The following is a 24,169-nucleotide window of genomic DNA, read 5'->3' as shown; positions in this document are numbered from 1 at the left end:
ACGTGTCTCCCTCTGTGTCGGTGGTGGTGTCAGGCGGCCCGGACGACGGCCCCCGCGTTGAAGCCGCCCCGGCCCCGCGCCAGCACCAGCACGGTGCGCAGCGCCACGCCCGTGCGCGGCGTGCCGGTCACCAGGTCAAGGGGGCAGTCGGCGGCGGGCCGCACGGTGCCGGTGGTCGGCGGGATCACCTGGTCGCGCAGGGCGAGCAGGGCAGCCGCCAGGTCGAGTGCGGCGCCGCCCGCGGACAGCCGCCCGGCCATGCTCTTGGGCGCGGTGACCGGCACCCCGTACGGTCCGAACACGGCGGCGATGGCCGCGGCCTCGGCCCGGTCGGCGGCCCGCTCCCCGGCGGCGTCCGCGAACACGAGGTCGACGTCGGCCGGTTCCAGTCCGGCGTCGGCGAGCGCCAGGCGCGCGGCGTCGGCCAGCCGCGGCCGCTGTGGCGAGGCGTCGAAGGTGGCCGCGTGCCCGGCCAGGCTCCCGTACACGCGGGCCCCGCGGCGCTCCGCGCTCCGCGCGTCCTCCAGGACGAGCAGGGCTCCGCCCTCCCCGACCACATGGCCCGAGGCGTCCTCGGCGAACGGCAGGTAGGCCCTGGCCGGGTCCTCGACGGTGGTCATGGAGCCGCCGGCGAGGTGCGCGGCCCAGCCCCAGGGGCAGAGGGCCGAGTCCAGGCCGCCGGTCACCACGAGCCGGGCGCCCTTGCGGAGCTGGCGCCGGGCGTGGGCCACCGCGTCGAGACCGCCGGCCTGTTCGGAGACGACGACGCCCGAGGCGCCGCGCAGCCCGTGCTTGATGGATATCTGGCCGCTGTTGACGGCGTAGAACCAGGCGAAGGACTGGTACGCGCTGACGTGCTGCGGGCCCTGGCTCCACAGGGCCTGCAGTTCGCGGTGGCCGAATTCGAATCCGCCGGAGGAGTTCGCGGTGACCACGCCCGCCCCGTACGCGGGCAGTTCGTTGACGTCGGCGCCCGCGTCGTCCAGGGCCTCCTGGGCGGCGGCCAGCGACAGCCGCGTCACCCGGTCGGTCTGCGGCAGCAGGCGGCTGGAGACGTGGTCCTCGTCGACGAAGCCGGGCACCTCCCCGGCCAGCCGGGCCGGGTAGGGGGACGCGTCGAAGCGGGTGACGGGCCCGATGCCGCTCTCACCGCGGAGCACGGCGGCCCACCAGGTCTCGGTGCCGAGTCCTCCCGGGGCCGCCACCCCGATCCCGGTGAAGACGGCTGTGGTCGTGCCGTCCGCCGAGGCTGCGGTGTCTGTGGTGTCTGTGGTGTCTGCGACGGCGTTCATGCGGCGGCTGCCTTCAGGCTCGGACGGGTGAGGACCATGGCGCTCTGGAAGCCGCCGAAACCGCTGCCGACCGTCAGGGCGGTGTCCGTGCGCTGTTCGCGGGCCGTGAGCGGGGTGTAGTCGAGGTCGCAGGCGGGGTCGGGCTCGCGCAGGTTGGCGGTCGGCGGCACCACGCCGTGTTCGATGGTGAGCGCGCAGGCCGCCACCTCCAGGGCGCCGACGGCGCCGAGGGAGTGGCCGATCATCGACTTGATCGAGCTGACGGGCACCTCGTGGGCGCGGGCACCCAGGCTCCGCTTGAACGCCTCGGTCTCGTGCCGGTCGTTCTGCTTGGTACCCGAACCGTGCGCGTTGACGTAGTCGACCGCGCCGGGGTCCAGGCGCGCCTCGTCGAGTGCGGCGCGGATGGCCTCGGCCATCTCCGCTCCGTCGGCCCGCAGGCCGGTCATGTGGTAGGCGTTGCTGCGCGAGGCGAAGCCCGCGATCTCGGCGTAGACGTGCGCGCCGCGCCGCCGGGCGTATTCGAACTCCTCGATGACCAGGACGGCCGCGCCCTCGCCGAGCACGAATCCGTTGCGGGTGCGGTCGAAGGGTCGCGAGGCACCGGCCGGGTCGTCGTTGCGCGGGGTGGTCGCCTTGATCGCGTCGAAGCAAGCCAGGCTGATGGGCGAGATCGGCGCCTCGCCGGCGCCCGTGACCATCACGTCGGCGCTGCCCTCGCGGACCAGGTCGACGGCGTGCCCGATCGCGTCCAGGCCGGAGGTGCAGCCGGTGGACACCAGGGAGACCGGCCCCTGGGCCCCGGCCGTGCGGGCGACCTCGGCCGCCATCGAGGACGGCACGAAGTAGTCGTAGAGGTGCCGGGCGGCCCGGCCGTGATCCACCAGCCAGCGTCCGCCCCGGTCGCTGATGACGGCGTACTCGCGTTCCAGGGCGGTGGTGCAGCCGAGCGCGCTGCCCAGGGTGACCCCGCACCGGGTGGGGTCGAAGGATCCCGCCAGCCCGCTGTCGGCCAGCGCCTCGCGGGCGCTGACGACGGCGAACTGCGCGGCGCGGTCCAGGCGTTCGGCCTCCTGGGGGCCGAGCCCCTGCTCCAGCGGGTCGAAGTCCGCCTCGGCGGCGACCCGGGAACGGTACGGCGCGGGATCGAGGAGCGTGATGGCGCGGGTGGCTGTGCGTCCGGAGGTCAGCAGGGACCAGAACTCCTTGGTACCGGGCTTCCCGGGCGCGACGACCCCGATGCCGGTGATGACCACACGTCTCATCGCCCTGCCCCCACGAATAGTTTCCGCTGACGCTCCCCCCGAGCCTCGACGACCGCGCTGGAGGACGACTGGAGCGACCGGCCTCCGCACGGGCCTCCGCACCGGCCTCCGGCCGGACCCGTCGATCGGACCCTCGATCGGACCCTCGATCGGACCAGTCGATCGGACCCGTCGGCCGGACACCCGGCGCCCCGTCGGCGGGCCGTCAGCGCGGCGGGGCCGCGAGGCTCTCCGCGTGCCGCTTGGCGTAGGTGAGCGTGGCGGTGCTGTTGCGCCCCAGCGCCGTACGGATGTAGTCGCGGGCCGAGCGCAGGTCGGCGCCCTCCCCCAGCACGCGGGCGATGGCCTCCTCGCGCACGACCACCCGGTGCTGCGAGGTGGCGGTGGTCCCGTGCTCGTCCCCCGTCACCGTCCACGAGCCGGTGTGGGCCTCCATCAGGGCCGGGGTGCGCGTCTGCTTGTAGACGATGCGGCCGCTGTCGGGGAAGCAGACCCGTACCGATTCGGTGGTGTGCGCGGACCCGTCCGCGGTCAGGGTGTCCATCGACATCACCTGCACCGGCCCCCGCTCGGTCACCTCGAGCCGCGAGACGTGCGGCAGCAGCCGCGGCCAGTCGCCGACGCGCTCCAGGAAGGCGTAGACCGCCTGCGGAGGCGCGGCGATGCGCACGGTGTCCTCGAAGGACATCACCAGGGCGTCCAGCTGCCCCCAGCGCTCCCCGAGGCGGGCGAGGTTGCCCAGCTCGGCCCGGCTGTTGGTGTCGGTGGCCCGGTTCACCCAGGCCACGTCCTCGGCCCGGTCTCCGGCCACCGAGAACTCGTGCAGCAGGGTCAGCTCCGAGCGCGCGGCGCCCAGCGGCTCCACGATCCACGTGCCGGTCATCGCCGACAGCGGGGCCGCGGGGACCTCCTGGCGGAACTCGATCCGCCGGGCGGCCGCGTCGAGGCGGCGGCGCGAGGTCCACGACCTCGCCTCGCCGTTGGCCGTGGCCCACACCGCCAGGTGCTCGTGGACGCCGTCGAAGGCAAGCCGCTCCACGTGGACGTTGGGCGGGAAGTACAGCGGCCACTTGGCCGCGTCCGCGATCAGCCCGTAGACGACGCCCGCGGGGGCGGCGACCTCGGTCGTGTGGACGGTGCGGTGGATGCGCCCGGTCTCCGGGGCCGGGGACGTCATCAGAAGTTCCCCAGACCGCCGCAGACGTTCAGCGCCTGGGCCGTGATCGAGGCCGCGAACGGCGTGGTCAGGTAGCCGACGAGACCGGCGACCTCCTCCGGGGTCGAGTAGCGGCCCAGCGGGATCTTCGCCTCGAACTCCTCCAGTACCTCGTCCTCGGACTTGTCCCACACGTTGGCGTAGGCGGCGCGCACCCGGGCGGCCATCGGCGTCTCGACGTACCCCGGGCAGACCGCGTTGACGGTGGTCCCGGTCGTCGCCAGCTCCTTGCCGAGCGACTTGGTGAAGCCGACGACGGCGTGCTTGGAGGCCGTGTAGGGCGCGGCGAGCACCACGCCCTGCTTCCCCGCGGTGGAGGCGATGTTGATGATGCGGCCGTACGGGCCCTTGCCGATCCCGCCGTTGCGCAGCACCTCGCGGGTCACCAGGAACACGCTGTTGAGGTTGGTGTCGATGACCTCGTGCCACAGCTCGTCGGAGAGTTCGGCGGTCCGGCCGCCGCCGCTGCGCCCGGCGTTGTTGACCAGGATGCCGAGGGGGCCGAAGGTCTCGACGGCCGCCGCGACCAGGGCGACGACGTCCTCCTTGTTGCGGACGTCGGCGGCCTTGCCCTCGACCTCCAGGCCCTCCTCGCGCAGGTCCTCGACGGCCTGCTTGACGGCCGTTTCGGTGCGGGCGCAGATGAACACCTTGTGGCCGCGCCTGCCCAGGTCCCGGGCCACGGCCAGGCCGATCCCGCTGGTCGCGCCCGTGACCAGTGCCACGGAAGTGGCGGGCACCGTCTGTTCAGTCGTCGCCGTCATCGTCGTCCCTCCAGGACTCGGGTGGTTGCCTCGACCGTGTCGGCAGGCGCTGGGGAGCCGACGGAGGAGCGCTGGAGAAGCACCGGCCCGAGCACGTCCAGGGCCCGCGTCAGGCGCTGCCGGGTCAGCTCGGAGCCGCTCGCCGCCAGATAGCCGTCGGGGCGGATGAGTACCCAGCCGCCGGAGGCGAGGCCCAGCGCGTCGCGGAGCAGTCCGCCCGGATCGGGCAGCGGCGCCGGCGCGGCCCCCCGGCGGGCGCCGACGGCCCGGACCGAGAGCCAGTCCCCGGCCGCGGCGGCGGCGCCCTCGGCGGTCAGGCTCGCCCCGTCGCCGTCGGGCGCGTACAGCAGCGTCCAGCGGGGGTCGCGGAGTTCGGCGTGCAGCGCGGTCGCGGCAGGGCCTGCGGGCAGGGCGGCCGCGACCGCGGCTGCGCGGGAACCGGCCGGCGCCCGCAGCCCGCCGTCCGTGGTGGTCAGCGGGGAGTCCGGGTAGTCCAGCAGGAGGCCGGACATGCCGCCGAGCACCTTGCGCTGGAGGGCGCGGCGCAGCGGCGGGGCGCCCCGTACGACGGAGAAGACGGCCGGCAGCATCACCCCGGCCAGCGCGTTCTTGAGCTGCACCAGGAAGGTGGCCTGCCGGGTGGAGCCGAGCAGCCTGCGGCCGACGGGCACCCGCTCCTGTCCGTACGTGGCGAGCAGCGGCCGCCCCGCCTGGCCGCGCGCGACCATGGCGAGCTTCCAGGCGAGGTTGTACGCCTCCTGGATGCCGGTGTTCATTCCCTGGCCGGAGGCGGGGCTGTGCACGTGCGCCGCGTCGCCCGCCACGAAGACCCGGCCCTCGTGCATGGCGGGCACCATGCGCTGCTGGAAGGTGAAGACGGAACTCCACTCCGGTTCACCGACCCGCACCTCGCGGCCCAGTCCCGCGCTGAGCCGCTCCGCGAAGCGGGCGGCGCTCTCGCGGGCCTGGGCGGGGCCGGCGGTGCCGGGGCGGGCGACGGGGGCGGTGTCGAGCAGCCGCCAGTGGCCCTCGCGCTGGTAGGGCACCATCATCAGGGCCTGACCGCCCGTGTGCACCCAGTAGATGGTGTCGGGCGGCAGGTCCATGGACACCTGCGCGTCCGCCAGCTCCCACGTCTCGCTGGACTCTCCGATCAGTGGCAGCCCGAGCTCTTTGCGCACGGTGCTGTGGCCGCCGTCGCAGCCGGCCAGCCAGGCCGCTCGGTACTCCTCCGCGTGGCCGTCGCCGTGCTCCAGGCGGGCCCGTACGCCGTCCGCGTCCTGGCTGAAGCCGGTCAGCCGCACGTCCCATTCGACCGTGACGCCGAGCCGGCCGCAGGCCTCGCGCAGCAGTTCCTCGGTGCGTGTCTGCTCGATGACGACGGTGAAGGGGAAGCGGGTGGGCATCGTGGAGTAGTCGGCCTCCAGCCGCACCAGGCGCCGTCCGCCGGCGTACATCGTGAACGCCTTGTTGTGCCGCCCGCTCGCGAGGACCGGTCCGGCCACGCCCATCTGGTCGAAGGTCTCCAGGGTGCGCGGGTGGACCGCGACCGCGCGGCTGGTGCGGGCGGGTCCGGGCGCCGCGTCGACGAGGCGTACGCGCACTCCGCGGCGGGCCAGTTCGTGGGCTGCGGTCAGCCCGACGGGGCCCGCCCCCACGACGAGCACCGTTGCCGGGTCGGGCACCGTCGGCCGTCCGACGAAGGTCACCATGGTGGTCGCTCTCTTCCGGGGGTCGGGTGCAGGGGGTCGGATGCAGGACGTCGGATACAGGCGGTCGCGTGCAGGGGGGCGCGTGCACGCGGTCGCGTGCACGGGTCAGGCGGCGGCTTCGGCGGCCGCGCGGCTTCGCAGGGCCTGGCGCAGCGCACGCCGTTCGGGCTTGCCCACGGGAGTGCGGGGCACGGCGTCGACGACCTCGACGCGGCGGATCCGCTCGAAGCGGGCCAGGCGCCGGTTGGCTCCGTCCACGATCGAGTCGAGGGTGTCGAGCAGGCCGGGCGCGGTGGGGTCGCGCAGGACGATCCCGGCCCAGGTGACTGCCCCGTGTACGGGGTCGGGCCAGCCGACGACCACGCAGTCGGCCACCCGCGGGTCCTCGGCGAGCACGCTCTCGACGGTGGTGGGCGAGACGAGTTCGTTGTCGTACTTGAAGACGTCACCGAGCCGGTCCACCAGGTACAGCTCGCCGTCCTCGTTGAGGTAGCCGACGTCACCGGTGGAGAACCAGCCTTCGGTGCCGGTCCCGGGCCCTCCCGGTCCGTCCAGGTAGCCGGCCATCAGCTGGGGCCCGCGTACCTGGACCTCGCCGGTGGCGTACACGTCCAGCGGGCGGCGGGTTTCCAGATGCACGACGCGGCATTCGGTCCCGGGCACGGTCCGGCCGACCGAGCCGCGGTGCCCGCCGCCGCCGGGGCTCTGGCAGTGCGAGAGCGGCGAGAGTTCGGCCATGCCGTAGCCCTGGACGACGGGCACGCCGAGCCGGGAGGAGAGCGCGTGGGCCGTGGCGGGGGCGAGGGCGGTGCCGCCGGAGAGGACCGCCGTCAGCGCGGGCCCGGCGGGGACGCCCTCGGGGAGCGGGCCGGGGCCCGCGAGCATCCCGGCCAGCCGCTGCAGCCGGGCGGGCAGCCCGTAGTAGTGCGTGGCGCCGCTGCGGGCGGCCAGGGCGAGCGGGGCCAGCGGGTCCGGGTCGGCGCACAGGACCTGGCAGGCGCCCGCGAACACGGCCGAGTTCAGGTGCATGGTGTGGTAGAGCGGCAGGTGGTTGAGGGTGACGGAGCGGCTGTCCAGGTGGTGGGCGGCGGCCGTCTGCGCGGCGTTGGCGACCAGGTTGCGGTGGGTGAGCCGGACCCCGCGGGGCCGCCCGGTGGTGCCGGTCGTGAACTGCACGCAGGCGTCGGCGTCGAGGTCGTGGCGCCCGGCGGGCCCGGCGGGAGCCGCACCCGGCGGGACGGCGAGGGCCACCGCGAGCGGGACGCAGTCCCCGGGCACCACGCCGTCGTCCGCGTCGGTCACCACGACCACGCGCAGCGCCGGCAGCCGGTCGCGCAGCTTCGCGAGGACTTCGGCGGTCGCCGACGGCACGAAGGCGATCTCGACCGCGGCGGCCGTGAAGACGTGGACCAGCCCCGCCTCCCTGATCAGCGGGTTGACCAGCACGGCCGTGCCGCCGCCGCGGACGGCTCCGTAGTACGCGGCGGGGAACTCCAGGCCGAGGACGTTGGCCACGCCGATCCGGGCTCCGGGGCCGTCGGCGAGGTGCGCGACGCACGCGGCGAACCGGTCGGTGAGGGCGTCGAGTTCCGCGAAGGTGGCCGCACCGGCGGCGGTGCGCACGGCGCAGCCGTCCGGGTCGCGCTCGGCGGCGCGGCGCAGCAGGCCGTCCAGCGGAAGCTGAGGGTACGTGAATCCCGGCACGGCACGCTCCTCCTGATCGGACTGACCGGACGTGTCCCCACTGTCCGTCCGGGCGCTTGAGGAGGGTTCGAAGAGAGCTCGATGTGCCGTGCAGAGGCTGTACACCATGACCCCATCCACCGGAGCGACGGACCGGTCCACCCGCGAACAACCCGAGTTCGGTGTGCTGTACGCCGAGGTCCAGCAGTTCTACGCGCACCAGATGCAGCTCTTCGACTCGTTCCTGGCCGAGCCGTGGGCCGGCACGTTCACCGAGGAGGCCGTCTTCGACGTGCCCACGCTGCCCCGCCCGGTGCGCGGGCGGGCCGGGCTGGCCGCGTGCGTGCGGCACAACGAGGAGGCGGCGCGGCGGACCGGTGAGCGGCTGCGGCACTGGCTGGGCATGCTCGACGTACGGCCGGAGCCCGACGGCACGGTGCACACCCGCGCCTACGCGCTGGTCTACCTGACCCCGCCCGAGGGGGAGCCCACGGTGCACCGGGTGTGCGTCATGGAGGACACGCTGGTGCGCTGCCGCGGCCACTGGCGCACCGCCCACCGCGTGGTCTCCCGCGACGATCTGCCGTAAGAGGCCCAGGGCCCCCCTTCCCGGGCGCCTGGGCACCTCGGGGCGCGGCAGCTCCACATCTAGCGTTCACTCACAGTTCATTGCAACGAACAAGAGGCCTTTGTTGCATTAAATCCCAAACCATTGCAACGATTTTCAGGACTTGACCTGCATTAATGCCGATTTCGCGCAACGCGCTTGTTGCCGGACCTTCGAATGCAACGTAGCTTTTCCGTCATCGGAAACAACGAGCCGAAGGAAAGCACCATGCAGAAGTTCGACACCGCCGCCCCGATCTCCGCCGTCCTCGACATCCCGGCGGGACGCATCCAGCTCATCGCCGCCGACCGGGCCGACACCACGGTCGATGTCCGGCCCGCCGACGCCTCCAAGAGCCGCGACGTGAAGGCGGCGGAGCAGATCGAGGTCGCATACCGCGACGGCGTCCTGCGGATCGAGGCCCCCGCGGCGAAGAACCGCCTCCTCGGCAACTCGGGGGCCATCGAGGTCACGGTCCGGCTGCCCGCCGGTTCCCGCATCGAGGCGAAGGCCGCCAGCGCCGAGTTCCGGGGCGTCGGACGGCTCGGCGACATCGCCTTCGAGGGCGCGCAGGGCGCGGTCAAGGTCGACGAGGCCGCCAGTGCCCGCCTCACCCTCCTCGCCGGTGACGTCTCGGTCGGCCGCCTGGGCGGCCCCGCGGAGATCAGCACCCACAAGGGCGACATCCGGATCGCCGAGGCCGTGCGCGGCACGCTCACGCTGCGCACCCAGGCCGGCGACGTGTCGGTCGGCGCCGCCCACGGAGTCTCCGCCTCCCTGGACGCGGGCACCGACTACGGCCGGATCCACAACACGCTCCAGAACACCGGAGGCACCGCCGGCCTGAACATCCACGCGACCACCGCCTACGGCAACATCGCCGCCCGCAGCCTCTGAGGAATGAACATGAACGAATCCCTCCACACCGTCGAGAACACCATCGGGCAGGATCGCCCGGAACTGCAGGAGGCCGTCCAGGAGTTCGTCGATTCCGGTTTCGCCGGGATGCAGATGCGCGTGCACGACGAGCGGGGCGAGTGGGCCGGCAGCGCCGGGGTGCGCAAGCTGGGCGAGGCCGCGAAGCCGCCGACGGACGGGCGGTTCTGGGTGGGCAGCACGACCAAGACCTTCACCGCGGCCCTGGTGTTGCACCTGGTGGCCGACGACGCGATCGGGCTGGACGACCCGGTGGCCGGCTCCCTGCCCGAGCTCGGACTGGACCGGCGGATCACCGTGCGGATGCTGCTGCAGCACACCAGCGGATTGTTCAACTACACCGGCGAGCACTACGACGACGGGACGGTCGTGCCGGGGATCTGCGCCACGGGCAAGGAGTGGGTGGACAACCGGTTCCGCAGCTATCGGCCCGAGGAGCTGGTACGGCTGGCGCTGTCCAGGCCGGCGCGGTTCGAGCCGGGAACGGACCAGAGCTACTCCAACACCAACTTCACGCTGGCCGCACTGCTGATCGAGAAGGTCACCGGCCGCTCGTACGCCGAGGAGATGCAGCGGCGGATCCTGGGGCCGCTGGGGCTGCGGGACACCGTGGTGCCGGGCACCTCGCCGGAGATCCCCGGGCCGCACGCCCACGGGTACTACCGCTACCAGGACGCCGGCGAATGGAAGGTCGCCGACGTCACCCGCCAGAACCTCTCCCTGCTGACCGGCGCCGGTGACATGATCTCGTCCACCCGGGATCTCCACACGTTCATCTCCTCGCTGCTGGGCGGCGAGCTCCTGCCGGCCCCGCTGCTGGCCGAGATGCGCAGGCCGCACGGGAAGTTCGGCCTCGGCCTGGGGCTGTGGGTACAGGACGCGGGCCCGGACGGCGCCGCCGTCCTCCACCACAACGGCGGCGCCCCCGGAGGCTACGGGGCGCTGATGATCAGCACGCCCGACGGCAGTAAGACCCTGACCGCCGGGCTGACCACGGGGGACGCCGCGATCGACCCGGCCCAGGAGTTCCCCAGGGCGTTGAACAAGCTCATCACGACGGTGTTCGGCGGCGGGCAGGCGGGGCCGGCCGACTGAGAGGGTCGGCAGGGAGACCGGCGAGGCCCCGCCGCGCCGTCAGACGCGGGTCACCACCAGCGCGCTGTGCGTGCCGCCGAATCCGCTGCCCACGGTGAGGGCGGTCCGGACGCGCTGCTCGCGCGCGGTGAGCGGCGTGTAGTCGAGGTCGCAGGCCGGGTCGGGCTCGTGCAGGTTCGCGGTGGGCGGGACCACGCCGTGCTCGACGGCCAGCAGGCAGGCGGCCACGGCGAGGGCTCCGAGCGCCCCCAGCGAGTAGCCGATCATGGAGGCGACGGCGCTGACCGGCACGTGGTGCGCGTGCGCGCCCAGGGCCCGCTTGAGTGCCACCGTCTCGTGGACGTCGCCGCTGCGGGTGCCCGAACCGTGCGCGGCCACATGGCCGACCGCCCCGGGGTCCAGGCGCGCCTCGTCCAGCGCGGCGCGGACGGCCTCGGCGAGATCGGCTCCGTCGGCGCGCAGCCCGGTCATGTGGTAGGCGCTGCTGCGCGAGCCGAACCCGGCGATCTCCGCGTACACGTGGGCTCCGCGGCGCCGCGCGTGTGCGAGCTCCTCCACCACGAGGACGGCCGCGCCCTCGCCCAGGACGAACCCGTCACGCGTGCGGTCGAAGGGCCGCGCGGCGCCCGCCGGATCCTCGTTGCGCTGGTGCGAGGCGATGCGGACGGCGTCGAAGGAGGCCAGCGTCATCGGCGAGAGCGGAGCCTCGCTCGCCCCGGTGACCATCACGTCGGCGCTGCCCTCGCGGATCAGGTCGACCGCGTGCCCGATCGCGTCCAGCCCGGAGGTGCAGCCGCTGGACAACAGGGACACCGGGCCCTGGGCGCCGACGGTACGGGCCACCTCGGCGGCCATGGACGAGGGCACGAAGTAGTCGTACAGCCGCTCCGCGACCCGTACGGGCTGCGCCGCGCAGGTGCCGCCGCGGCTCGCGGCGGCCGCGAACTCGCGGTCGAGGGAGCTCGCGCAGCCGAGCGCGCTGCCCAGGGTGACCCCGCAGCGCAGCGGGTCGAGGACACCGGCCAGCCCGCTGTCCGCCAGTGCCTCCCGGGCCCCGGCCACCGCGAACTGGGCGCCGCGGTCGAGCCGCAGGGCCTCGGCCAGGCTGAGCCCGCAGGCCAGCTCGTCGAACTCGGCCTCGGCGGCGACCCGGGAGCGGAACCCGGAGGCGTCGAAGCGGGTCAGGGCGCGGGTGGCGGTCCGCCCGGAGGTGAGCATGTCCCAGTAGCCCCGCACACCGACCCCGCCCGGCGCGACCACGCCCAGGCCGGTGACGACGGCCCGCCTCACCGGCCCGGCGCCACGGCCGGCGCGGGCGCCGTCGCCCGCTCCACGACACGCGCGGCCCGCCCGATCAGCCGGGGCAGGGCCTTGTCGCGTACGAAGAAGTGCCCGCCCGGGACGGTGCGGTGGACGAACGGGCCCGTGGTCCAGCGCGCCCACCCCGCCAGCGCCTGCGGCGTGCCCAGCGTGTCCTCGCGTCCCGCGACGGCCAGCACCGGAACCGGGAGCGGGCCCTCGGCCGCGGGTTCCCGGGCGGCTGCGCGCAGCGCTCCGGCGAGCCTGAGGTCATCGCGCAGGACGGGGAAGACGGAGCGGTGCCACAGGTCGCCGGGGGCGGTTCCGGCCGGCACCGCGTCGAGCGTGTCCAGGACCTGGAGCAGTTCGGCGTCGGGCAGGTCCGCACAGGTCGCGAGCGCGGCGGGCGCGTCGGGCGGGGGCAGGGCCCCGATGGCCAGCAGGGCGGGCAGCGGCAGCCCGCGCGCGTGCAGGTGCCGGGCGAGGGTGTAGGCGACCATGCCGCCGAGGCTGTGCCCGTACAGCACGTACGGCTCCCCCGCCCGTACGGCCGACTCCACCAGCGGGGCCAGGTCCGCCAGGAGGGCGTCCCGGTCGGTCACCCGTGCCTCGGCGCGCCGCCCGTCCCGCCCGGGCAGCAGCCACGCCTTCGTCTCCACCCCCGGCCCGACCAGCCGCGGCCAGCGGTGGAAGGCCGAGACCCCGGCCCCCGCGTGCGCGAAGCACAGCACCCGTACGCCCATCCCCATGCCCCTCTGAGTCGAAATCCGGTCCGTCGTCCGCCTGTCGGGACTTACGCCGCGTACAGGTTGAAGGTCGAGCCGCGGCGCGGTCCGGCGGCCACGTCCAGAGCCGGGTCGACGGCGAGCATCGCATGGTGCAGCCGCTGCAGCTGCGGCGAGGGCTCGACCCCGAGCTCCTCGATGAGCCGGGCCCGGAGCCTGCGGTAGATGTCGAGGGCGGTGGCCTGGCGGCCCGAGCGGTAGAACGCCACCATCGCCTGCGAGTGCAGTCCCTCGTGCTGCGGGTGGCGGGCGATCATCTCCTTCAGTTCGGCCAGGAGTTCGGTGTGCCGGCCCAGCCGCAGGTCCACGTCGATGCGCCGCTCGGTGGTCACGAGCCGGCTCTCTTCCAGACGCATGACCTCGATCTCCAGGATCGGCCCCACCCGTACGTCGACCAGCGCGTGCCCCTGCCACAGGCCGAGGGCCCTGCGCAGCAGCACGGCCGCGGTCTCGTCGTCCCCCTTGTCGAAGGCGCTCTGGCCGCTCGCGACCAGCTGCTCGTATTCGTGGACGTCGACGGACTCCGGCGGCATTTGCAGAAGGTAGCCCCCGTGCCGGGTGGCCAGCAGTTCTTTGGCATTTCCCGGGGCCCCCGGTCCCATGGCCGTGCCGAGCCGCCGGCGAAGTTGCAGTATGTACGTCTGGAGGGTGGTCAGCGCGCTGTGCGGAAGCTGCGTCCCCCATATTTCTTCCATAAGCGTCGGTACGGGCATGACCCGGCCAGGGTAGAGCGCGAGCAGCGCCAGGATCTGGCGCGGCTTCCTGGCGGTCGGAACAATCGAGCCCCCGTTGACCTCGGCACTCAACGGACCCAGAACCTGAATCTTCATGGTCTCCTCCGTCACTAACGTCGAGTTCCCATCGATTTCCAGCCTTCGACTCGTGCACGGTAGCGGGGCCCAGGGAATAGCCGCCAAAACCTTGAGCGGCCGTCGAGCGGCCTTCCAACTCATTTGATTCCGGGCCAGGTCCGCCCTGGCGGAATCCCTAATTCAGAAGGGTTGCCCCGCATTTCCGGTTATCACCTGTGATTCGACCGGCACTTGATATCTCCTCGAATTTTCAGGGGAAGTCGAGGACCGGCTGAGAAGCAGGGGGTGTTTCAGGTCAGGGCGAGCACGCGGGGCGTGGAGCGCCCCCAGGGGAACCCGCTGCGCAGGTGCGCTGCGGGCGGCCCCGCCGCGCCCGGCGGCGTGCCGGTCTCGACCGCGACCGCGGCGACCGTCTCCGCCGCCGGCTCGAACTCCAGGAAGCGCCAGCGGTCCGGCCGGCCGTCCCCGGCCACGGTGAGGGACGGCGGGCCGCATTCGTCCGCCCGCGTGAAGGTGTAGGCCTCCTGGGCCGGCCCCGGGCCGAGGCCGCGCGCTTTCGCGTACGCCTGCTTGAGCGTCCACAGCCGCAGCGCGCGGCGGGTGCGCGAACGCCCGGCGGGCACCCGGGCGATCCAGTCCCGCTCCGTCGGCGCGAACCCCTCGACGATGCTCTCCAGGGCCGCCGCGCCGCGGCCCGTGTGCTCGACGTCCACGCCGATGCGGTGACCGCGGGCCACGCCGACGAGGGCGTGGGTGTGGGTGCGGGACAGGCTGAAGTCCAGCGCGCCGCCGCCGCGCGGCAGTCCCTCCGCCGGGGGCCGCAGGAACGGCCGGCCGTGGGCGGTGCGCCGCAGGTCGGCCTCGGCCTCGGGGATTCCGGTCTCCAGGGCCAGTACCCGGCGCAGGAGCGTGTGCGCCACGAGGTACCGGCGCCGGTCCCGTTCGAAGAGGAAGCGGGTGGCGGTCTCCTGCTCGTGGACGTCGAGCCAGTGCCCGGCGAGGGTGGCGGCGAGTCCCGGGGCGAGGTCCGCCTCGGGGCAGACCCAGAGGCTGACGCTCACCGCGCCGGCAGCCACAGGGCGGTGGGCAGCAGCGCGGACGGCGGGACGGGGACCGAGACGGCCCCCGCGCCGGGTGCGGCCTCCAGCGCTGCCCAGTCCACGTCCACCCCGGACAGCCACAGGTCGCGCACCTGCCCCAGCCTGCCGCCGTGCCACAGGGCGGTGAGGTAGGCGGCGGTCTCGGCGGCCTCGCCGAGGCACATCGGATCGCGTTGGCCGCCGCGCAGGTCCGCGCACGACGGGTCCTCCAGCACCCGCACCAGTTCCTCCACGCCGTGCACGACGACGGCGAACCGGCAGTCCATGGCCGCGCGCCCGGTCCGCAGACCGCGTGCCACGGCCCCCAGGCCCGGCACCTCGCACCCGGCCCGCAGCCACTGCGCCAACCGCTGTGCGGTGGCCGTCACATGGCGTGGTGTCGGACCCGACAGCACCACCAGCTCCGCGCGTCCGGCCGCGCGCACGGCGCCGTCGTGCCGCGGCGCCGTCGGCGGGTACTCCTCCAGGACCACCTGGGCGTCGACCCCTCCCGCACCGCGCAGGCCCGCGACCGCGCGGCGGGGCTCCGACGGCGCGGGGTGCGTCCAGGGCCCGGCGACGGCGCGGCCCGGGGCGGGGACCAGGACGCCGTGGCGGAGCTGGAGGACGGCGCGCAGGAGCAGCGCCAGTCCGGTGGCCGGTCCGCCGCTGCCCACCGACGGCTGCGCGCAGGCCGCCGTCTCGCGCAGGCCGAGGTCCTCCTCGGCGACCGCGGCCCGCTCCAGGGCCGCACCGAGCACCCCGGACTCCGCGTGCGCGGCCACGCTGCCGCGCACGACGGCGTGGACGGTGTCGCCGTCCGCGAGGGCCCGCTCCAGCGGCTTCAGCAGCAGAGCCCCCACCGCTTCGCCCGCCCCTGGACGCAGGCTCCACCGGTGCAGCAGCAGGTGGACGCCGCCGACCAGGGCGGCCGCGCACTCGCCGCGTTCCAGGGCCGCGAGCGCGAGGTGCAGCGCCGTCGGTACGGAGGCCTCGGCGGTGTCCACGCACTGGCTGGGGCCGGTCAGGCCGAGCACCCGGGACACGCTGTTGGCCATGTCCCAGTGCCCGCCGCCCGGTTCCACGCCCGCCTCGGCGGCGAGCAACGGCCAGTCGCCCGCTCCCGCGCCGACGAACACCCCCACACCGCGCGGGGTGCCGTCGGGAGCCCGCAGCGCGTCGAGCCGGGCGCCGGTGCATCCGGCGTCCTCGAACGCCTCCCAGGCCGTCTCCAGCAGCAGGCGGGCGCGCGGGTCGGTCAGCGCGGCCTCCCCCGGGTCGAGCCCGAAGAACTCGGCGTCGAAGTCCGCGACCCGCTCCAGGTAGTGGCCGGGCTCGGTACCGGGCCGGCCGGGCGGCGGCGCGGCGGCCGCGCCGCGACCGGTGCACAGCAGCCGCCAGTACGCCGCGAGATCCGGGGCCTGCGGAAAGCGGCCGGCCATCCCGACGACGGCCACCGGGGCCTGCGCCGCGGCCGGCTCCCGCGCGGCCGGTACGGACGGCGCCGAGGGCAGTGCGGGCACGTCTTGGACGACCGGTGCGGCCGGCACGTCGGGCCCGTCCAGCACGCCGCCCGCGGGCGCGGCCACGGGCCCGGCGGACACGCCGGGCGTGAGCAGCGCCACCGCCTGTCTGCGGTCCAGGGTCCCGTCCTTGAAACGGGTCAGGATCTCCCGCTCGTCCATCCCGGCTCGTCCCCCGTCAGACCCGCGCTCGGCGCGGCAGCAGCACGAGCGCTTCGGCCACGCTGAGCCGCCCGTCGCGCAGGGCGTCCAGCAGCAGTTCGAGTTCCCGTACGGCCGGGGGCGTGGCCCGTGCCCCGCTGCGCTGGGCGACGTAGGCCGCGAGCGCGTCCAGGCTCGGGTACTCGTGCAGTACGACGGCCCGTTCGTCGAGGCCGAAGATGCGGTTGACGACGGCGACGAACTCCGCCCCGAGGAGCGAATCCACGCCGAGCGTGGCGAAGGGAGCGGCCGTGTCGAGGCCCCAGCCGTCGCAGCACAGGATCGCGGTGAGCTGTTCGCGCAGCACCTCGACGATCTCCGCGGCCGGGGCGGCGGTGGGGGTGGGAGCGGCCGCGTCACGCGCCGGCCCCGTGCCCGATGTCCCCGAGGTCCCGGCGATCCCGGCGATCCCGGCGTTCCCCGCGGTCCCGGCCGCCGCGGCCGCCCGTGCGACCTCCCGGGCGAAGGCCGCCGGGGTGGGGTGGTCGTAGAGGTCGGTGGCGGGCACCCTGATCCCGTACCGGGCGCTGATCACGGCCACGAACTCCGTGGTCAGCAGCGAGTCGAGCCCGAGGAACTGGAACGTCTGCTCGGGGTCGATCCGCTCCGGGTCGACCCGCAGCACGTCGCCGAGCACCCCGAGGAGGTCGGACAACACGTCGGCGCGATCGTTCGTCATCGGTGGCTCCTCCAAGCCGGGGGCTGGGTCAGACGGCGCTGGCCGAGAACTCGCGCGGGTACGCGGTGTCGGGCGCCGCCGTACGGAACTCCTTCGCCCGGCCCTCGGGGACGAGCGCCGGCAGCAGCATCGACCACAGCGCGGCCACCCTGCGCCGGAGTTCCGCGGAGGGCATCCCGGTGCCCGCCATGACCTCGATCCCGCACGCGGCCGCGGCGACGAGCGACTCGACGCTCTCCCAGGAACACCCGTCGCGCAGTTCGCCCGCGTCCCGGGCCTGGCGCAGCAGCCCGCAGACCGCCGCGACCCAGACGCGGTGGAAATCGGTGACGGGCGGCTGCGTGCCCCTGCACTCCTTGGTGATGCGGAAGCTGGCGGGGACCGCCGGCTCCTCGTGGAGGGCGCGCGCCAGCCAGTGCGTCGTGTCGACCAGCGCCTGCAGGGGGGAGAGCCCGGATTCGCGCAGCGCGCGCACGTGCGCGTGGAGCAGGGCGCAGCCGCATTGCTGGACGGCGTCGGCGAGTTCGTCCTTGGAGGCGAAGTGGAAGTACAGCGCCCCCTTGGTCACCCCGGCCGACGCGGCGATCCCGCTGAGCGTCGCGTTCGCGTAGCCGTTGCGGTTGAACAAGTCGGCTCCGGCGTGGACGAGCTTGCGGCGGGTCCGCTCCGACCTCTCCTGCACCGCCATGCCTCCTCGGCCCGTTGCCCGGCCCCGCGGCCGGCGCGTGGTCTGGGTCGTCGTGAGAGCGCCCATGTCAGCCCACGCGCACGAGACGCTCGCCGTTGGCCTCCGGCGCCTCCAACGGGCTCTCGGGGCCTGCCATCAGGATGGAGCGCTGGAGCCGGCGCAGGGCGGCCGACGGCTCCAGGCCCAGTTCCCGTACGAGCGTCCCGCGCAGCCGCTGGTAGACGTCGAGGGCCTCGCTGCGGCGGCCGGAGCGGTGCAGCGCGAGCATGAACTGGCCGTGCAGGTTCTCGTGCGTGCGGTACCGGCTGGCGAGCACGGTCAGTTCGGCGAGCAGCTCACGGTGCCGGCCGAGCCGCAGGTCGGCCTCGATGCGCTGGTCGAGCGCGCACAGCCGGGTCTCCTCCAGCCGCCTGGTCTCCATGTCCAGCTGGATGCCGCCGTGCACGTCGGCGAAGGCGGGGCCGGACCACAGCGACAGGGCGTCGCGCAGCTGGCGGGCCGCGCCCGGGAAGTCGCCCGCGTCCATCGCCCGGTAGCCCATGCCGGACAGCCGCTCGAACTCGCGGACGTCGCTGACGCCGCCGCCGCTGTCGAGCAGGTAGCCGCCGGGCAGCGTGACCAGCACGTCCTTGGCGGTGCGCCGGCCGCGTCCGGTGCCGTGAGGGGCCCCGTCCTCGGATCCGGTGTCGCGGCGGGCGCCCTGCTCCAGGGCGTTCGCGATCAGGGCGCGCAGTTGCAGCACGTAGGTCTGGAGCGTGGTGCGCGCGCTGCGCGGCGGCGCCCCGGCCCACAGCTCCTCGATCAGGGCTGATACGGGGACCACCTGGTCCGCGTGAAGGGCGAGCAGCGCCAGTACCTGACGTGGCTTGGGAGCGGTGGGTGTGATGGATATTCCGTTCTCACGCACCGCCAGTGCGCCCAGTACATCGATGTCCACGCCGTACTCCCCTGCCTGGTCGGTGGGTTGAAGGGATCGACTCTCGCCGCAGTCAGTAAAAAACAGGACCGGCGGTTTGTCAATATCAAACCGGTCGTGCTGTTTTGGAGTTCGGGCGACCGGTAATCCACCGCGCCGATCGGTCTTGACCTGCAGTTTCATCGGCAATCCGGGTGCTCCGCGAGCAGCTCCCAGGGTGTCGGCACGCCCTCGCACCGACCTCAAGGGAGCGCGGACTCGCCAGAAAAGAGACCGACCGGTCCGCTTGCTGGGTCAGTCGGTGAGTCGCTGAACCGGCCGGTCGGCCGCCTGCGGCCCGGGCACTTCTTCCCTGCCCGAGCCCGCGGCCACGAGCCCTCCGAGCACGTGCTGCGCGGCGAGCCGCGGCAGCAGCAGCGCCCAGAAACGGGTGAGCGACCTGTGCGACACCCAGTCGGGCTCGCCGGCGCCGAGCACCTCGAAACCCACGGTCGCCGCCACGACGGCCAGCGCCGCGTCCTCGGCCGACACCCCGTCGGCCAGCTGCTCGTCCCGTTCCGCGGCGCGGAACACGTCCTGCACCCACCCCTGCCAGATCCGCCGCAGATCGCAGCCGGTGTCGCGGCGCCAGTCCGCGCACAGACCGAACCCGGCGCGCACGACGACGTCGTGCGCCAGCAGCGCCGCCAGTCCGTGCACCCCGTCGATGAGCAGCTGCAGGGCGCCGCCCGAACGGCCCGGCGCGGCCGCGGTGATGCGCCGTACGGCTTCCACCGCGCGGCCCTGAACGGCCTCGGCCAGCTCCGTCTTGCTGCCGAAGTGGAAGTGCAGCCCTCCCGCGCTGACCCCCGCCTTCCTGCTGATGGTCGCGATGGAAGCGGTGACGAAGCCCTCCTCCGCGAAGATTTCGGCGGCGGCGCGGATCAGGGCTTCACGCGTGCGGGCGGCACGTTCCTGCTTGACCATGAGTTCTCCACAAACCGCTGACGCGGTTTGCCCAGGGGATGACACCGTTCGCAGTCATGATCGGCGAGAGCGCTGAAGGATCACTCGAGGACCACTCACGCGAACCGCGTCAGGGCAGGGCCGGCTCCCGCGGCTCCACGGACTCCAGCGCCTCGATCTCCGCGACGACCCGGGCGCCGCGGTCCGCGCCCATGTCGAGGCGGGCCAGCACGGCGGGCGTCGCGATGCTGGGGTAGAGGTGCTGGTAGACGCCCGAGATCCGGTACTCGATGTCCTCCCGGTCGGTGAGGGTCTGCGAGTAGACCTGGGCCCCCGTCCAGCAGGCCGAGATGATCCAGGCCGTCTCGGCGGGGTCCACGTGCGGCAGCAGTTCGCCCTGCGCCTTGGCCTGGGCCAGCCGTTCCTCGGTGAACTGGATCCATCCGGGCACCGATCCGCCGCCGAAGATCTCGCGCATGTCCGGCCCCAGCGAGAGCCGCGCACCGGCGCTGAGCATGGGCTGGAACTTCATCCGGTGCGCGAGGACCAGGGCGACGTCGACCAGTTCCTGCAGCTTGCTCTCCCGGGGCGGCACACCGCCCTCGGCGAACTGTTCGTCCAGTACGCCCTGGGCCAGCTCCTGCTTCGACGCGAAGTGGAAGTACAGCGCGCCCTTGGTGACGCCCGCCCTGGAGAGGATGTCCGCGATCGTCGCGGCCTCGTATCCACGCTCGTCGAAGACCGCCGCGGCCGCTTCCAAGATCGCGCGACGCGTACGTACCGCACGCTCCTGCCGTGCCACAAGTGCCTCCGAATGTCCGAGCGTCCTTACGGATGGTGCTTACAGGATCTGCCCCCTCCTATAAAAACCAACCAGAAGGTCCTTACTTTATCAAGCACAAAGTCACGAGTGCGGGACTCCGTCTTCCTGTATGGTGTCCGGCCCCAGCCGTACGGGCAGCTCTCGAAAGCCGTTCGAGATGAACGACTCCACGCGCCCCAGGCCTTCCGGCGGGGCGGCGAGGGACATCTCGGGGAAGCGTCCGAAGAGCCCGGCCACGGCCACCGCGGCCTCCACCCGGGACAGCGTCGCGCCCATGCAGTAGTGGGGCCCGAAGCCGAACGCCATGTGGTCGCTCCGGGTGGCCCGGGTGATGTCGAACGCGTCCGCGTCGGCACCGTGGACCTCGGGGTCCCGCCCGGCCGAGGCCAGGGAGACGATGATCGGGTCGCCCTTGGGGATCACCGTTCCCTCGACGTCGATGTCCTCGACGGCGTACCGCAGGATCGCGTTGGCGGCGGGCGGCTGCCTGCGCAGCGTCTCCTCGACGGCGTCCTCCCACGAGGCCAGTCCCGACCGGATCAGCTCCCGTTGGGACGGGTGCGCCAGCAGTTCGTGCACCGCGCTGGAGATCAGGTTGACCGAGGTCTCGTAGCCGGCGGTGAAGAGCAGGATCAGGTTGTCGACGAGCTCCTTCTCCGTCAGCTGGGCGCCGCCCTCGTCGTCCCGGGCGGCGATCAGGCCGCTGGTCAGGTCCTCCGCGGGATGGGCACGCTTGTGGGAGACCAGATCGCCCATGGTCTCGTAGAGGTCGACCCCGTTGCGGTGCGCGTCCTCGGCCGATATCGCGGTGTCGAAGAAGCCATTGATGATCTTGTACAGCCTGTCCCGGGCCCACTCGGGGATGCCGAAGAGCTCGAACATGATGCGCGTGGGAATCTCGTGCGCGAAGTGTGCCCGCAGGTCGACCGGCTCGTTCCCGGGCCGCCGGGCGAGTTCGTCCAGGACCTCGGCGACGACCTCGTCGATCCGCGGGCGCATCGCGGCGACCCGGCGCAAGGTGAACGCCTTCAGCACCAGCCGGCGCAGGCGGGTGTGCTCGGGGCCGTGCGCGGTGATCATGTTCTGCACCGACACCCAGATCGCCAGCGGCCATTCGGGGCCGACCTCGCCGCTGATCCAGGCGGGCCAGTGCCGGTAGGCGTCCTTCGAGACGCGCGGATCGGCGAGCAGTTTCCTGAGCGCGTGGTGGCCGGCCACGGCCCACCCCTGCACCCCGCCCGGAAGGGTCACCCTGACGGCCGGCCCCAACTCCCGCAGCCGTGCGGCTTCGCCATGGACGTCGTGGCCTGAGGGGTCGATGGCGATGGGGCATTGACGAAGCATTGCGGTGCCTCCTGGGGTCGGCTGTCCGGGAGCCGAGTGGCCTCGGCTCCGCGTTTTTCAAAACCGCCCGTCCGGTTCGTATACACCCAGTGGCGGGCCCAAGTCTGACACCTCCGCGTCCGCACCGCCAAGCAGCCCGTCCGCAGGCCGCGAGCCCCGCGGGGAGGCGCGCCGCAGACGGCCGACGGCGGGATCCCTCCCTTGCGGCACACCGGCCCTTCGACCGGAATTGCCAACTCCCACTTGGGATGGAGCGAGGGATCCCGACGCGTCGTGATCCGACCGTGACTTCCCTGGTGGGGCTGGATACGGGCGATTGGCACACCCCTGATCCACCCCTATCCAGAGGGGCGCGTGCGGCAAACGAACCTCAGGATCACCTTGCAAACAAAACCGGAGAGTACGTATCTTGCCGGTTGGGAGTGCTCATCCCATCCGTCACCCCGGCTCTGTGGAGAGGTCCATGACCCTGCTGACGTTCCAGAAGAACGCCCCCGCGCCGGCCGACCAGGCGGCCGGAGCACCATGGATGCGCTGCAACGAACTTCCCCGGCTGACCACCACCGTGCCGAGGGAGTACGTCCACCGCAGCTCACTCGCGGAGGTCTTCCTGACCGGCTGCACGAAGACCGGCGAGAACGTCTTCTCCCTGACCGGCCAGTGGCCCCGGGCCCACACGTTCTTCACCAGCGCCGACGGCACCAGCCACGACCCGGTCCAGGCCGGGGAAACGATCCGTCAGGTCGGCCTCTTCCTCTGCCACTCGGAGTACGGGGTCCCGCTGGGGCACAACGTGCTGCTGTGGACCCTCGGCTTCGAGTCCGACCTCTCCCAGCTGCGCATCGGCTCCAGCCCCACCGAACTCGAACTCATCGCGACCTGCACGGACTTCGCCTGGAAGGGCAACCGGTTCTCCGGCTTCCTTCGCGTGACCATCCACCGCAACGGCGTGGTCGCGGCCTCGGGTACGGCGCTCTTCACCTGTGTCCCCCCGGCGGTGTACCGCCGGGTCCGCGGTGAGCGCGGTACCGGCGCCTTACTCGAACCGCTGGCCCGCGAGATCCCGGTCCCCGCGGCGACCGCGGGACGCCTGCTGCCGTTCGACGTCGTGCTCGCCCCGTCGGACCGGCCGGACCGCTGGCTGCTGAGCCCCGACCTGGGCCACCCGATCCTCTTCGAGCACGCCAACGACCACCACCCGGGCATGGTCCTGGTCGAGGCCGCCCGCCAGGCCGCCTACAGCCTGCTGCCCGACGACGCCTTCACCCCGTCGGGCATCGAGACCGCGTTCCACAGCTACGCCGAGCTCGACGCCCCCTGCTGGATCGAGGCCCGGGAGATCCCCGCCGCCGAAGGCTCGGGGCTCCGCATGGTGGAGGTGACCGGCCATCAGGACGGCCGCAGGATATTCGAGGCGACCGTCACGGGTACCGTCGGTGCGGAGCACGGCGGCCGGCGCCGGGCGTGACACCGGCAGCAGACCCTGCCGTCGGGCGCTGCTGAACCGCTGCGAGGGGATCAGCGGCTCAGCAGCGCCCGGTACCAGGGCGCGTGGCGCGCGAACGCGTCGGCGAAGACCGGCCCCGCCCCGCCCCGGACGAGGGACCACAGGCGCGTGCTGTCGTACCAGTGGTCCACGGCCAGCAGCGAGATGCGGCGGCGGGTTACCGGGTCGTCGGCCGCGCCGAGCAGGTTCAGCGCCTGAGTGACGGTGAGATCGCCGCGCGGTGCCTCCAGCCCCAGCTCCCTGGTCACGGTCGTGACCAGCTCGCGTGTGGACACCGGTTCCGGATGACTCGCGTGCAGCACCTGCCCTCCGACGGGTCCGGCGGGGAGCCGGACGAGCTCCACCAGCGCCCCCGCGAGGGCGTCCACGGACACCAGGGAGATCCGCGCACGACCGCCGTCCAGCCAGTACGGCAGCTTCTCCAGCAGCTGGACCAGGGCCGGGATCATCCACGTGTCGCCGTCGCCGTAGATCAGGTGCGGACGCAGCACGGTCCCGCCCGCGGCGAGCACGAGCCGCTCCCCCTCCAGCCGGGTGACGCTGGTCGGTGACGTGGGTGCCTCCGTGAGCACGCCCTCGGCCTCGCCCCGGTGGGCGACGTCCTTGTAGACGGCGGCGGTGCCGAGCTGCACGACGCGCCCCACCCCTGCCCGCCGGGCCTCGGCCAGCAGCGCCCGGGTTCCCTCGGCGTTGACCTCACGGCACTCCTCCTCGGTGCCACCGATCCGCGCCGCCAGGTGCATCACGGTCGTGACGCCGTCGCAGATCCCGCGCAGGGACGCGGGGTCGGTGAGGGTGCCCGCGGCGACCTCCGCGCCGGCCCACTCGGCGGGCGCCACCGTCCGGTGGGTCAGCAGCCGCAGCGACGCGGGGGACGGAGCCGACGCCAGCAGCCGCTTCACGACGTGGGAGCCGACGAAGCCGGTGGCTCCGGTCACGAGTATCCGTTCGATGGTCAACTACCCCCTCTCATCCGACCCTTACCAATGATGATCATG

22 protein-coding genes are annotated in these 24,169 nt (G+C 73.4%); 4 read left to right on the top strand and 18 right to left on the bottom strand.

Annotation, left to right across the window (positions count from 1 at the left end; translation table 11 throughout):
* Positions 1 to 29: 29 nt before the first annotated feature.
* From AB0D48_RS29320 to AB0D48_RS29295, 6 genes are all read right to left on the bottom strand, one after another.
* Complete coding sequence (locus AB0D48_RS29320) at positions 30 to 1,292, bottom strand: ketosynthase chain-length factor (RefSeq protein ID WP_362403439.1); 1,263 nt, start codon at positions 1,290 to 1,292, stop codon at positions 30 to 32.
* On the bottom strand, positions 1,289 to 2,557 hold the full coding sequence (locus AB0D48_RS29315; RefSeq protein ID WP_362403436.1) for a beta-ketoacyl-[acyl-carrier-protein] synthase family protein: 1,269 nt from the start codon (positions 2,555 to 2,557) through the stop codon (positions 1,289 to 1,291). Before AB0D48_RS29315 ends, AB0D48_RS29320 begins: the two co-directional genes overlap by 4 nt.
* A gap of 205 nt (positions 2,558 to 2,762) precedes the next feature.
* Complete coding sequence (locus AB0D48_RS29310) at positions 2,763 to 3,734, bottom strand: aromatase/cyclase (RefSeq protein WP_362403433.1); 972 nt, start codon at positions 3,732 to 3,734, stop codon at positions 2,763 to 2,765.
* Positions 3,734 to 4,537 (bottom strand): SDR family NAD(P)-dependent oxidoreductase, encoded by an 804-nt coding sequence (locus AB0D48_RS29305; RefSeq protein ID WP_362403430.1) that lies wholly within the window; start codon positions 4,535 to 4,537, stop codon positions 3,734 to 3,736. The genes AB0D48_RS29310 and AB0D48_RS29305 overlap by 1 nt, the downstream gene beginning before the upstream one ends.
* Positions 4,534 to 6,249: an FAD-dependent oxidoreductase gene (locus AB0D48_RS29300; RefSeq protein ID WP_362403427.1), complete on the bottom strand. Its 1,716-nt coding sequence runs from the start codon at positions 6,247 to 6,249 to the stop codon at positions 4,534 to 4,536. The genes AB0D48_RS29305 and AB0D48_RS29300 overlap by 4 nt, the downstream gene beginning before the upstream one ends.
* 105 nt (positions 6,250 to 6,354) lie before the next feature.
* The gene (locus AB0D48_RS29295) at positions 6,355 to 7,953 is read right to left on the bottom strand and encodes a class I adenylate-forming enzyme family protein (protein ID WP_362403423.1); all 1,599 of its coding nucleotides are present in this window, start codon (positions 7,951 to 7,953) and stop codon (positions 6,355 to 6,357) included.
* 106 nt (positions 7,954 to 8,059) lie between these two features.
* On the opposite strand from AB0D48_RS29295, the gene AB0D48_RS29290 reads away from it, so the two are divergent.
* The 3 genes from AB0D48_RS29290 (at position 8,060) to AB0D48_RS29280 (ending at position 10,570) form a co-directional block, all read left to right on the top strand.
* Positions 8,060 to 8,521, top strand: a complete 462-nt coding sequence (locus AB0D48_RS29290; RefSeq protein WP_362403420.1) for a nuclear transport factor 2 family protein — start codon at positions 8,060 to 8,062, stop codon at positions 8,519 to 8,521.
* A gap of 246 nt (positions 8,522 to 8,767) precedes the next feature.
* Positions 8,768 to 9,436, top strand: a complete 669-nt coding sequence (locus tag AB0D48_RS29285) for a DUF4097 family beta strand repeat-containing protein (protein WP_362403417.1) — start codon at positions 8,768 to 8,770, stop codon at positions 9,434 to 9,436.
* Between the two features lie 9 nt (positions 9,437 to 9,445).
* The gene (locus AB0D48_RS29280; RefSeq protein WP_362403414.1) at positions 9,446 to 10,570 is read left to right on the top strand and encodes a serine hydrolase domain-containing protein; all 1,125 of its coding nucleotides are present in this window, start codon (positions 9,446 to 9,448) and stop codon (positions 10,568 to 10,570) included.
* A 39-nt stretch (positions 10,571 to 10,609) separates the two neighbouring features.
* Here AB0D48_RS29280 and AB0D48_RS29275 read toward each other — a convergent pair whose 3' ends face one another.
* The 11 genes from AB0D48_RS29275 to AB0D48_RS29225 form a co-directional block, all read right to left on the bottom strand.
* Positions 10,610 to 11,860, bottom strand: a complete 1,251-nt coding sequence (locus tag AB0D48_RS29275) for a beta-ketoacyl-[acyl-carrier-protein] synthase family protein (protein ID WP_362403411.1) — start codon at positions 11,858 to 11,860, stop codon at positions 10,610 to 10,612.
* On the bottom strand, positions 11,857 to 12,618 hold the full coding sequence (locus tag AB0D48_RS29270) for an alpha/beta fold hydrolase (protein ID WP_362403409.1): 762 nt from the start codon (positions 12,616 to 12,618) through the stop codon (positions 11,857 to 11,859). The genes AB0D48_RS29275 and AB0D48_RS29270 overlap by 4 nt, the downstream gene beginning before the upstream one ends.
* A 44-nt stretch (positions 12,619 to 12,662) precedes the next feature.
* Complete coding sequence (locus AB0D48_RS29265) at positions 12,663 to 13,484, bottom strand: AfsR/SARP family transcriptional regulator (RefSeq protein ID WP_362403406.1); 822 nt, start codon at positions 13,482 to 13,484, stop codon at positions 12,663 to 12,665.
* Between the two features lie 272 nt (positions 13,485 to 13,756).
* Positions 13,757 to 14,527, bottom strand: coding sequence for a 4'-phosphopantetheinyl transferase superfamily protein (locus tag AB0D48_RS29260; RefSeq protein ID WP_362403403.1), 771 nt, complete (start codon positions 14,525 to 14,527; stop codon positions 13,757 to 13,759).
* Positions 14,524 to 16,230 (bottom strand): polyketide synthase, encoded by a 1,707-nt coding sequence (locus AB0D48_RS29255; RefSeq protein WP_362403400.1) that lies wholly within the window; start codon positions 16,228 to 16,230, stop codon positions 14,524 to 14,526. The genes AB0D48_RS29260 and AB0D48_RS29255 overlap by 4 nt, the downstream gene beginning before the upstream one ends.
* 16 nt (positions 16,231 to 16,246) lie before the next feature.
* The gene (locus AB0D48_RS29250; protein ID WP_362403397.1) at positions 16,247 to 16,948 is read right to left on the bottom strand and encodes a phosphopantetheine-binding protein; all 702 of its coding nucleotides are present in this window, start codon (positions 16,946 to 16,948) and stop codon (positions 16,247 to 16,249) included.
* Between the two features lie 28 nt (positions 16,949 to 16,976).
* Complete coding sequence (locus tag AB0D48_RS29245) at positions 16,977 to 17,630, bottom strand: ScbR family autoregulator-binding transcription factor (protein ID WP_362403394.1); 654 nt, start codon at positions 17,628 to 17,630, stop codon at positions 16,977 to 16,979.
* A gap of 73 nt (positions 17,631 to 17,703) precedes the next feature.
* A complete protein-coding gene (locus AB0D48_RS29240) occupies positions 17,704 to 18,573 on the bottom strand; it encodes an AfsR/SARP family transcriptional regulator (protein ID WP_362403391.1) in 870 nt (289 codons plus the stop codon).
* A 273-nt stretch (positions 18,574 to 18,846) separates the two neighbouring features.
* A complete protein-coding gene (locus AB0D48_RS29235) occupies positions 18,847 to 19,518 on the bottom strand; it encodes a ScbR family autoregulator-binding transcription factor (RefSeq protein ID WP_362403388.1) in 672 nt (223 codons plus the stop codon).
* 109 nt (positions 19,519 to 19,627) lie between these two features.
* The gene (locus AB0D48_RS29230; protein WP_362403385.1) at positions 19,628 to 20,299 is read right to left on the bottom strand and encodes a ScbR family autoregulator-binding transcription factor; all 672 of its coding nucleotides are present in this window, start codon (positions 20,297 to 20,299) and stop codon (positions 19,628 to 19,630) included.
* A 102-nt stretch (positions 20,300 to 20,401) separates the two neighbouring features.
* Entirely contained in the window at positions 20,402 to 21,664 is a 1,263-nt protein-coding gene (locus tag AB0D48_RS29225; protein ID WP_362403382.1) for a cytochrome P450, read from the bottom strand.
* Positions 21,665 to 22,127: 463 nt separating this feature from the next.
* Between AB0D48_RS29225 and AB0D48_RS29220 the strand changes: the two genes are divergently transcribed.
* On the top strand, positions 22,128 to 23,132 hold the full coding sequence (locus tag AB0D48_RS29220; protein ID WP_362403380.1) for a ScbA/BarX family gamma-butyrolactone biosynthesis protein: 1,005 nt from the start codon (positions 22,128 to 22,130) through the stop codon (positions 23,130 to 23,132).
* Positions 23,133 to 23,182: 50 nt separating this feature from the next.
* On the opposite strand, the gene AB0D48_RS29215 is transcribed toward AB0D48_RS29220, so the two are convergent.
* Entirely contained in the window at positions 23,183 to 24,130 is a 948-nt protein-coding gene (locus AB0D48_RS29215) for an NAD-dependent epimerase/dehydratase family protein (RefSeq protein ID WP_362403377.1), read from the bottom strand.
* Positions 24,131 to 24,169: the final 39 nt, after the last annotated feature.

This window comes from Streptomyces sp. NPDC048269 (assembly GCF_040652395.1).
Lineage (GTDB): Bacteria > Actinomycetota > Actinomycetes > Streptomycetales > Streptomycetaceae > Streptomyces.
This window is presented reverse-complemented; position numbering and strand designations above follow the sequence as displayed.

What these genes read in the sequence shown, in the direction of transcription:
- AB0D48_RS29320 (WP_362403439.1), bottom strand. Translation starts at nt 1,292, where the DNA reads ATGAACGCCGTCGCAGACACCACAGACACCACAGACACCGCAGCCTCG.
- AB0D48_RS29315 (WP_362403436.1), bottom strand. Translation starts at nt 2,557, where the DNA reads ATGAGACGTGTGGTCATCACCGGCATCGGGGTCGTCGCGCCCGGGAAG.
- AB0D48_RS29310 (WP_362403433.1), bottom strand. Translation starts at nt 3,734, where the DNA reads ATGACGTCCCCGGCCCCGGAGACCGGGCGCATCCACCGCACCGTCCAC.
- AB0D48_RS29305 (WP_362403430.1), bottom strand. Translation starts at nt 4,537, where the DNA reads ATGACGGCGACGACTGAACAGACGGTGCCCGCCACTTCCGTGGCACTG.
- AB0D48_RS29300 (WP_362403427.1), bottom strand. Translation starts at nt 6,249, where the DNA reads ATGGTGACCTTCGTCGGACGGCCGACGGTGCCCGACCCGGCAACGGTG.
- AB0D48_RS29290 (WP_362403420.1), top strand. Translation starts at nt 8,060, where the DNA reads ATGACCCCATCCACCGGAGCGACGGACCGGTCCACCCGCGAACAACCC.
- AB0D48_RS29285 (WP_362403417.1), top strand. Translation starts at nt 8,768, where the DNA reads ATGCAGAAGTTCGACACCGCCGCCCCGATCTCCGCCGTCCTCGACATC.
- AB0D48_RS29280 (WP_362403414.1), top strand. Translation starts at nt 9,446, where the DNA reads ATGAACGAATCCCTCCACACCGTCGAGAACACCATCGGGCAGGATCGC.
- AB0D48_RS29270 (WP_362403409.1), bottom strand. Translation starts at nt 12,618, where the DNA reads ATGGGGATGGGCGTACGGGTGCTGTGCTTCGCGCACGCGGGGGCCGGG.
- AB0D48_RS29265 (WP_362403406.1), bottom strand. Translation starts at nt 13,484, where the DNA reads ATGAAGATTCAGGTTCTGGGTCCGTTGAGTGCCGAGGTCAACGGGGGC.
- AB0D48_RS29255 (WP_362403400.1), bottom strand. Translation starts at nt 16,230, where the DNA reads ATGGACGAGCGGGAGATCCTGACCCGTTTCAAGGACGGGACCCTGGAC.
- AB0D48_RS29250 (WP_362403397.1), bottom strand. Translation starts at nt 16,948, where the DNA reads ATGACGAACGATCGCGCCGACGTGTTGTCCGACCTCCTCGGGGTGCTC.
- AB0D48_RS29235 (WP_362403388.1), bottom strand. Translation starts at nt 19,518, where the DNA reads ATGGTCAAGCAGGAACGTGCCGCCCGCACGCGTGAAGCCCTGATCCGC.
- AB0D48_RS29225 (WP_362403382.1), bottom strand. Translation starts at nt 21,664, where the DNA reads ATGCTTCGTCAATGCCCCATCGCCATCGACCCCTCAGGCCACGACGTC.
- AB0D48_RS29220 (WP_362403380.1), top strand. Translation starts at nt 22,128, where the DNA reads ATGACCCTGCTGACGTTCCAGAAGAACGCCCCCGCGCCGGCCGACCAG.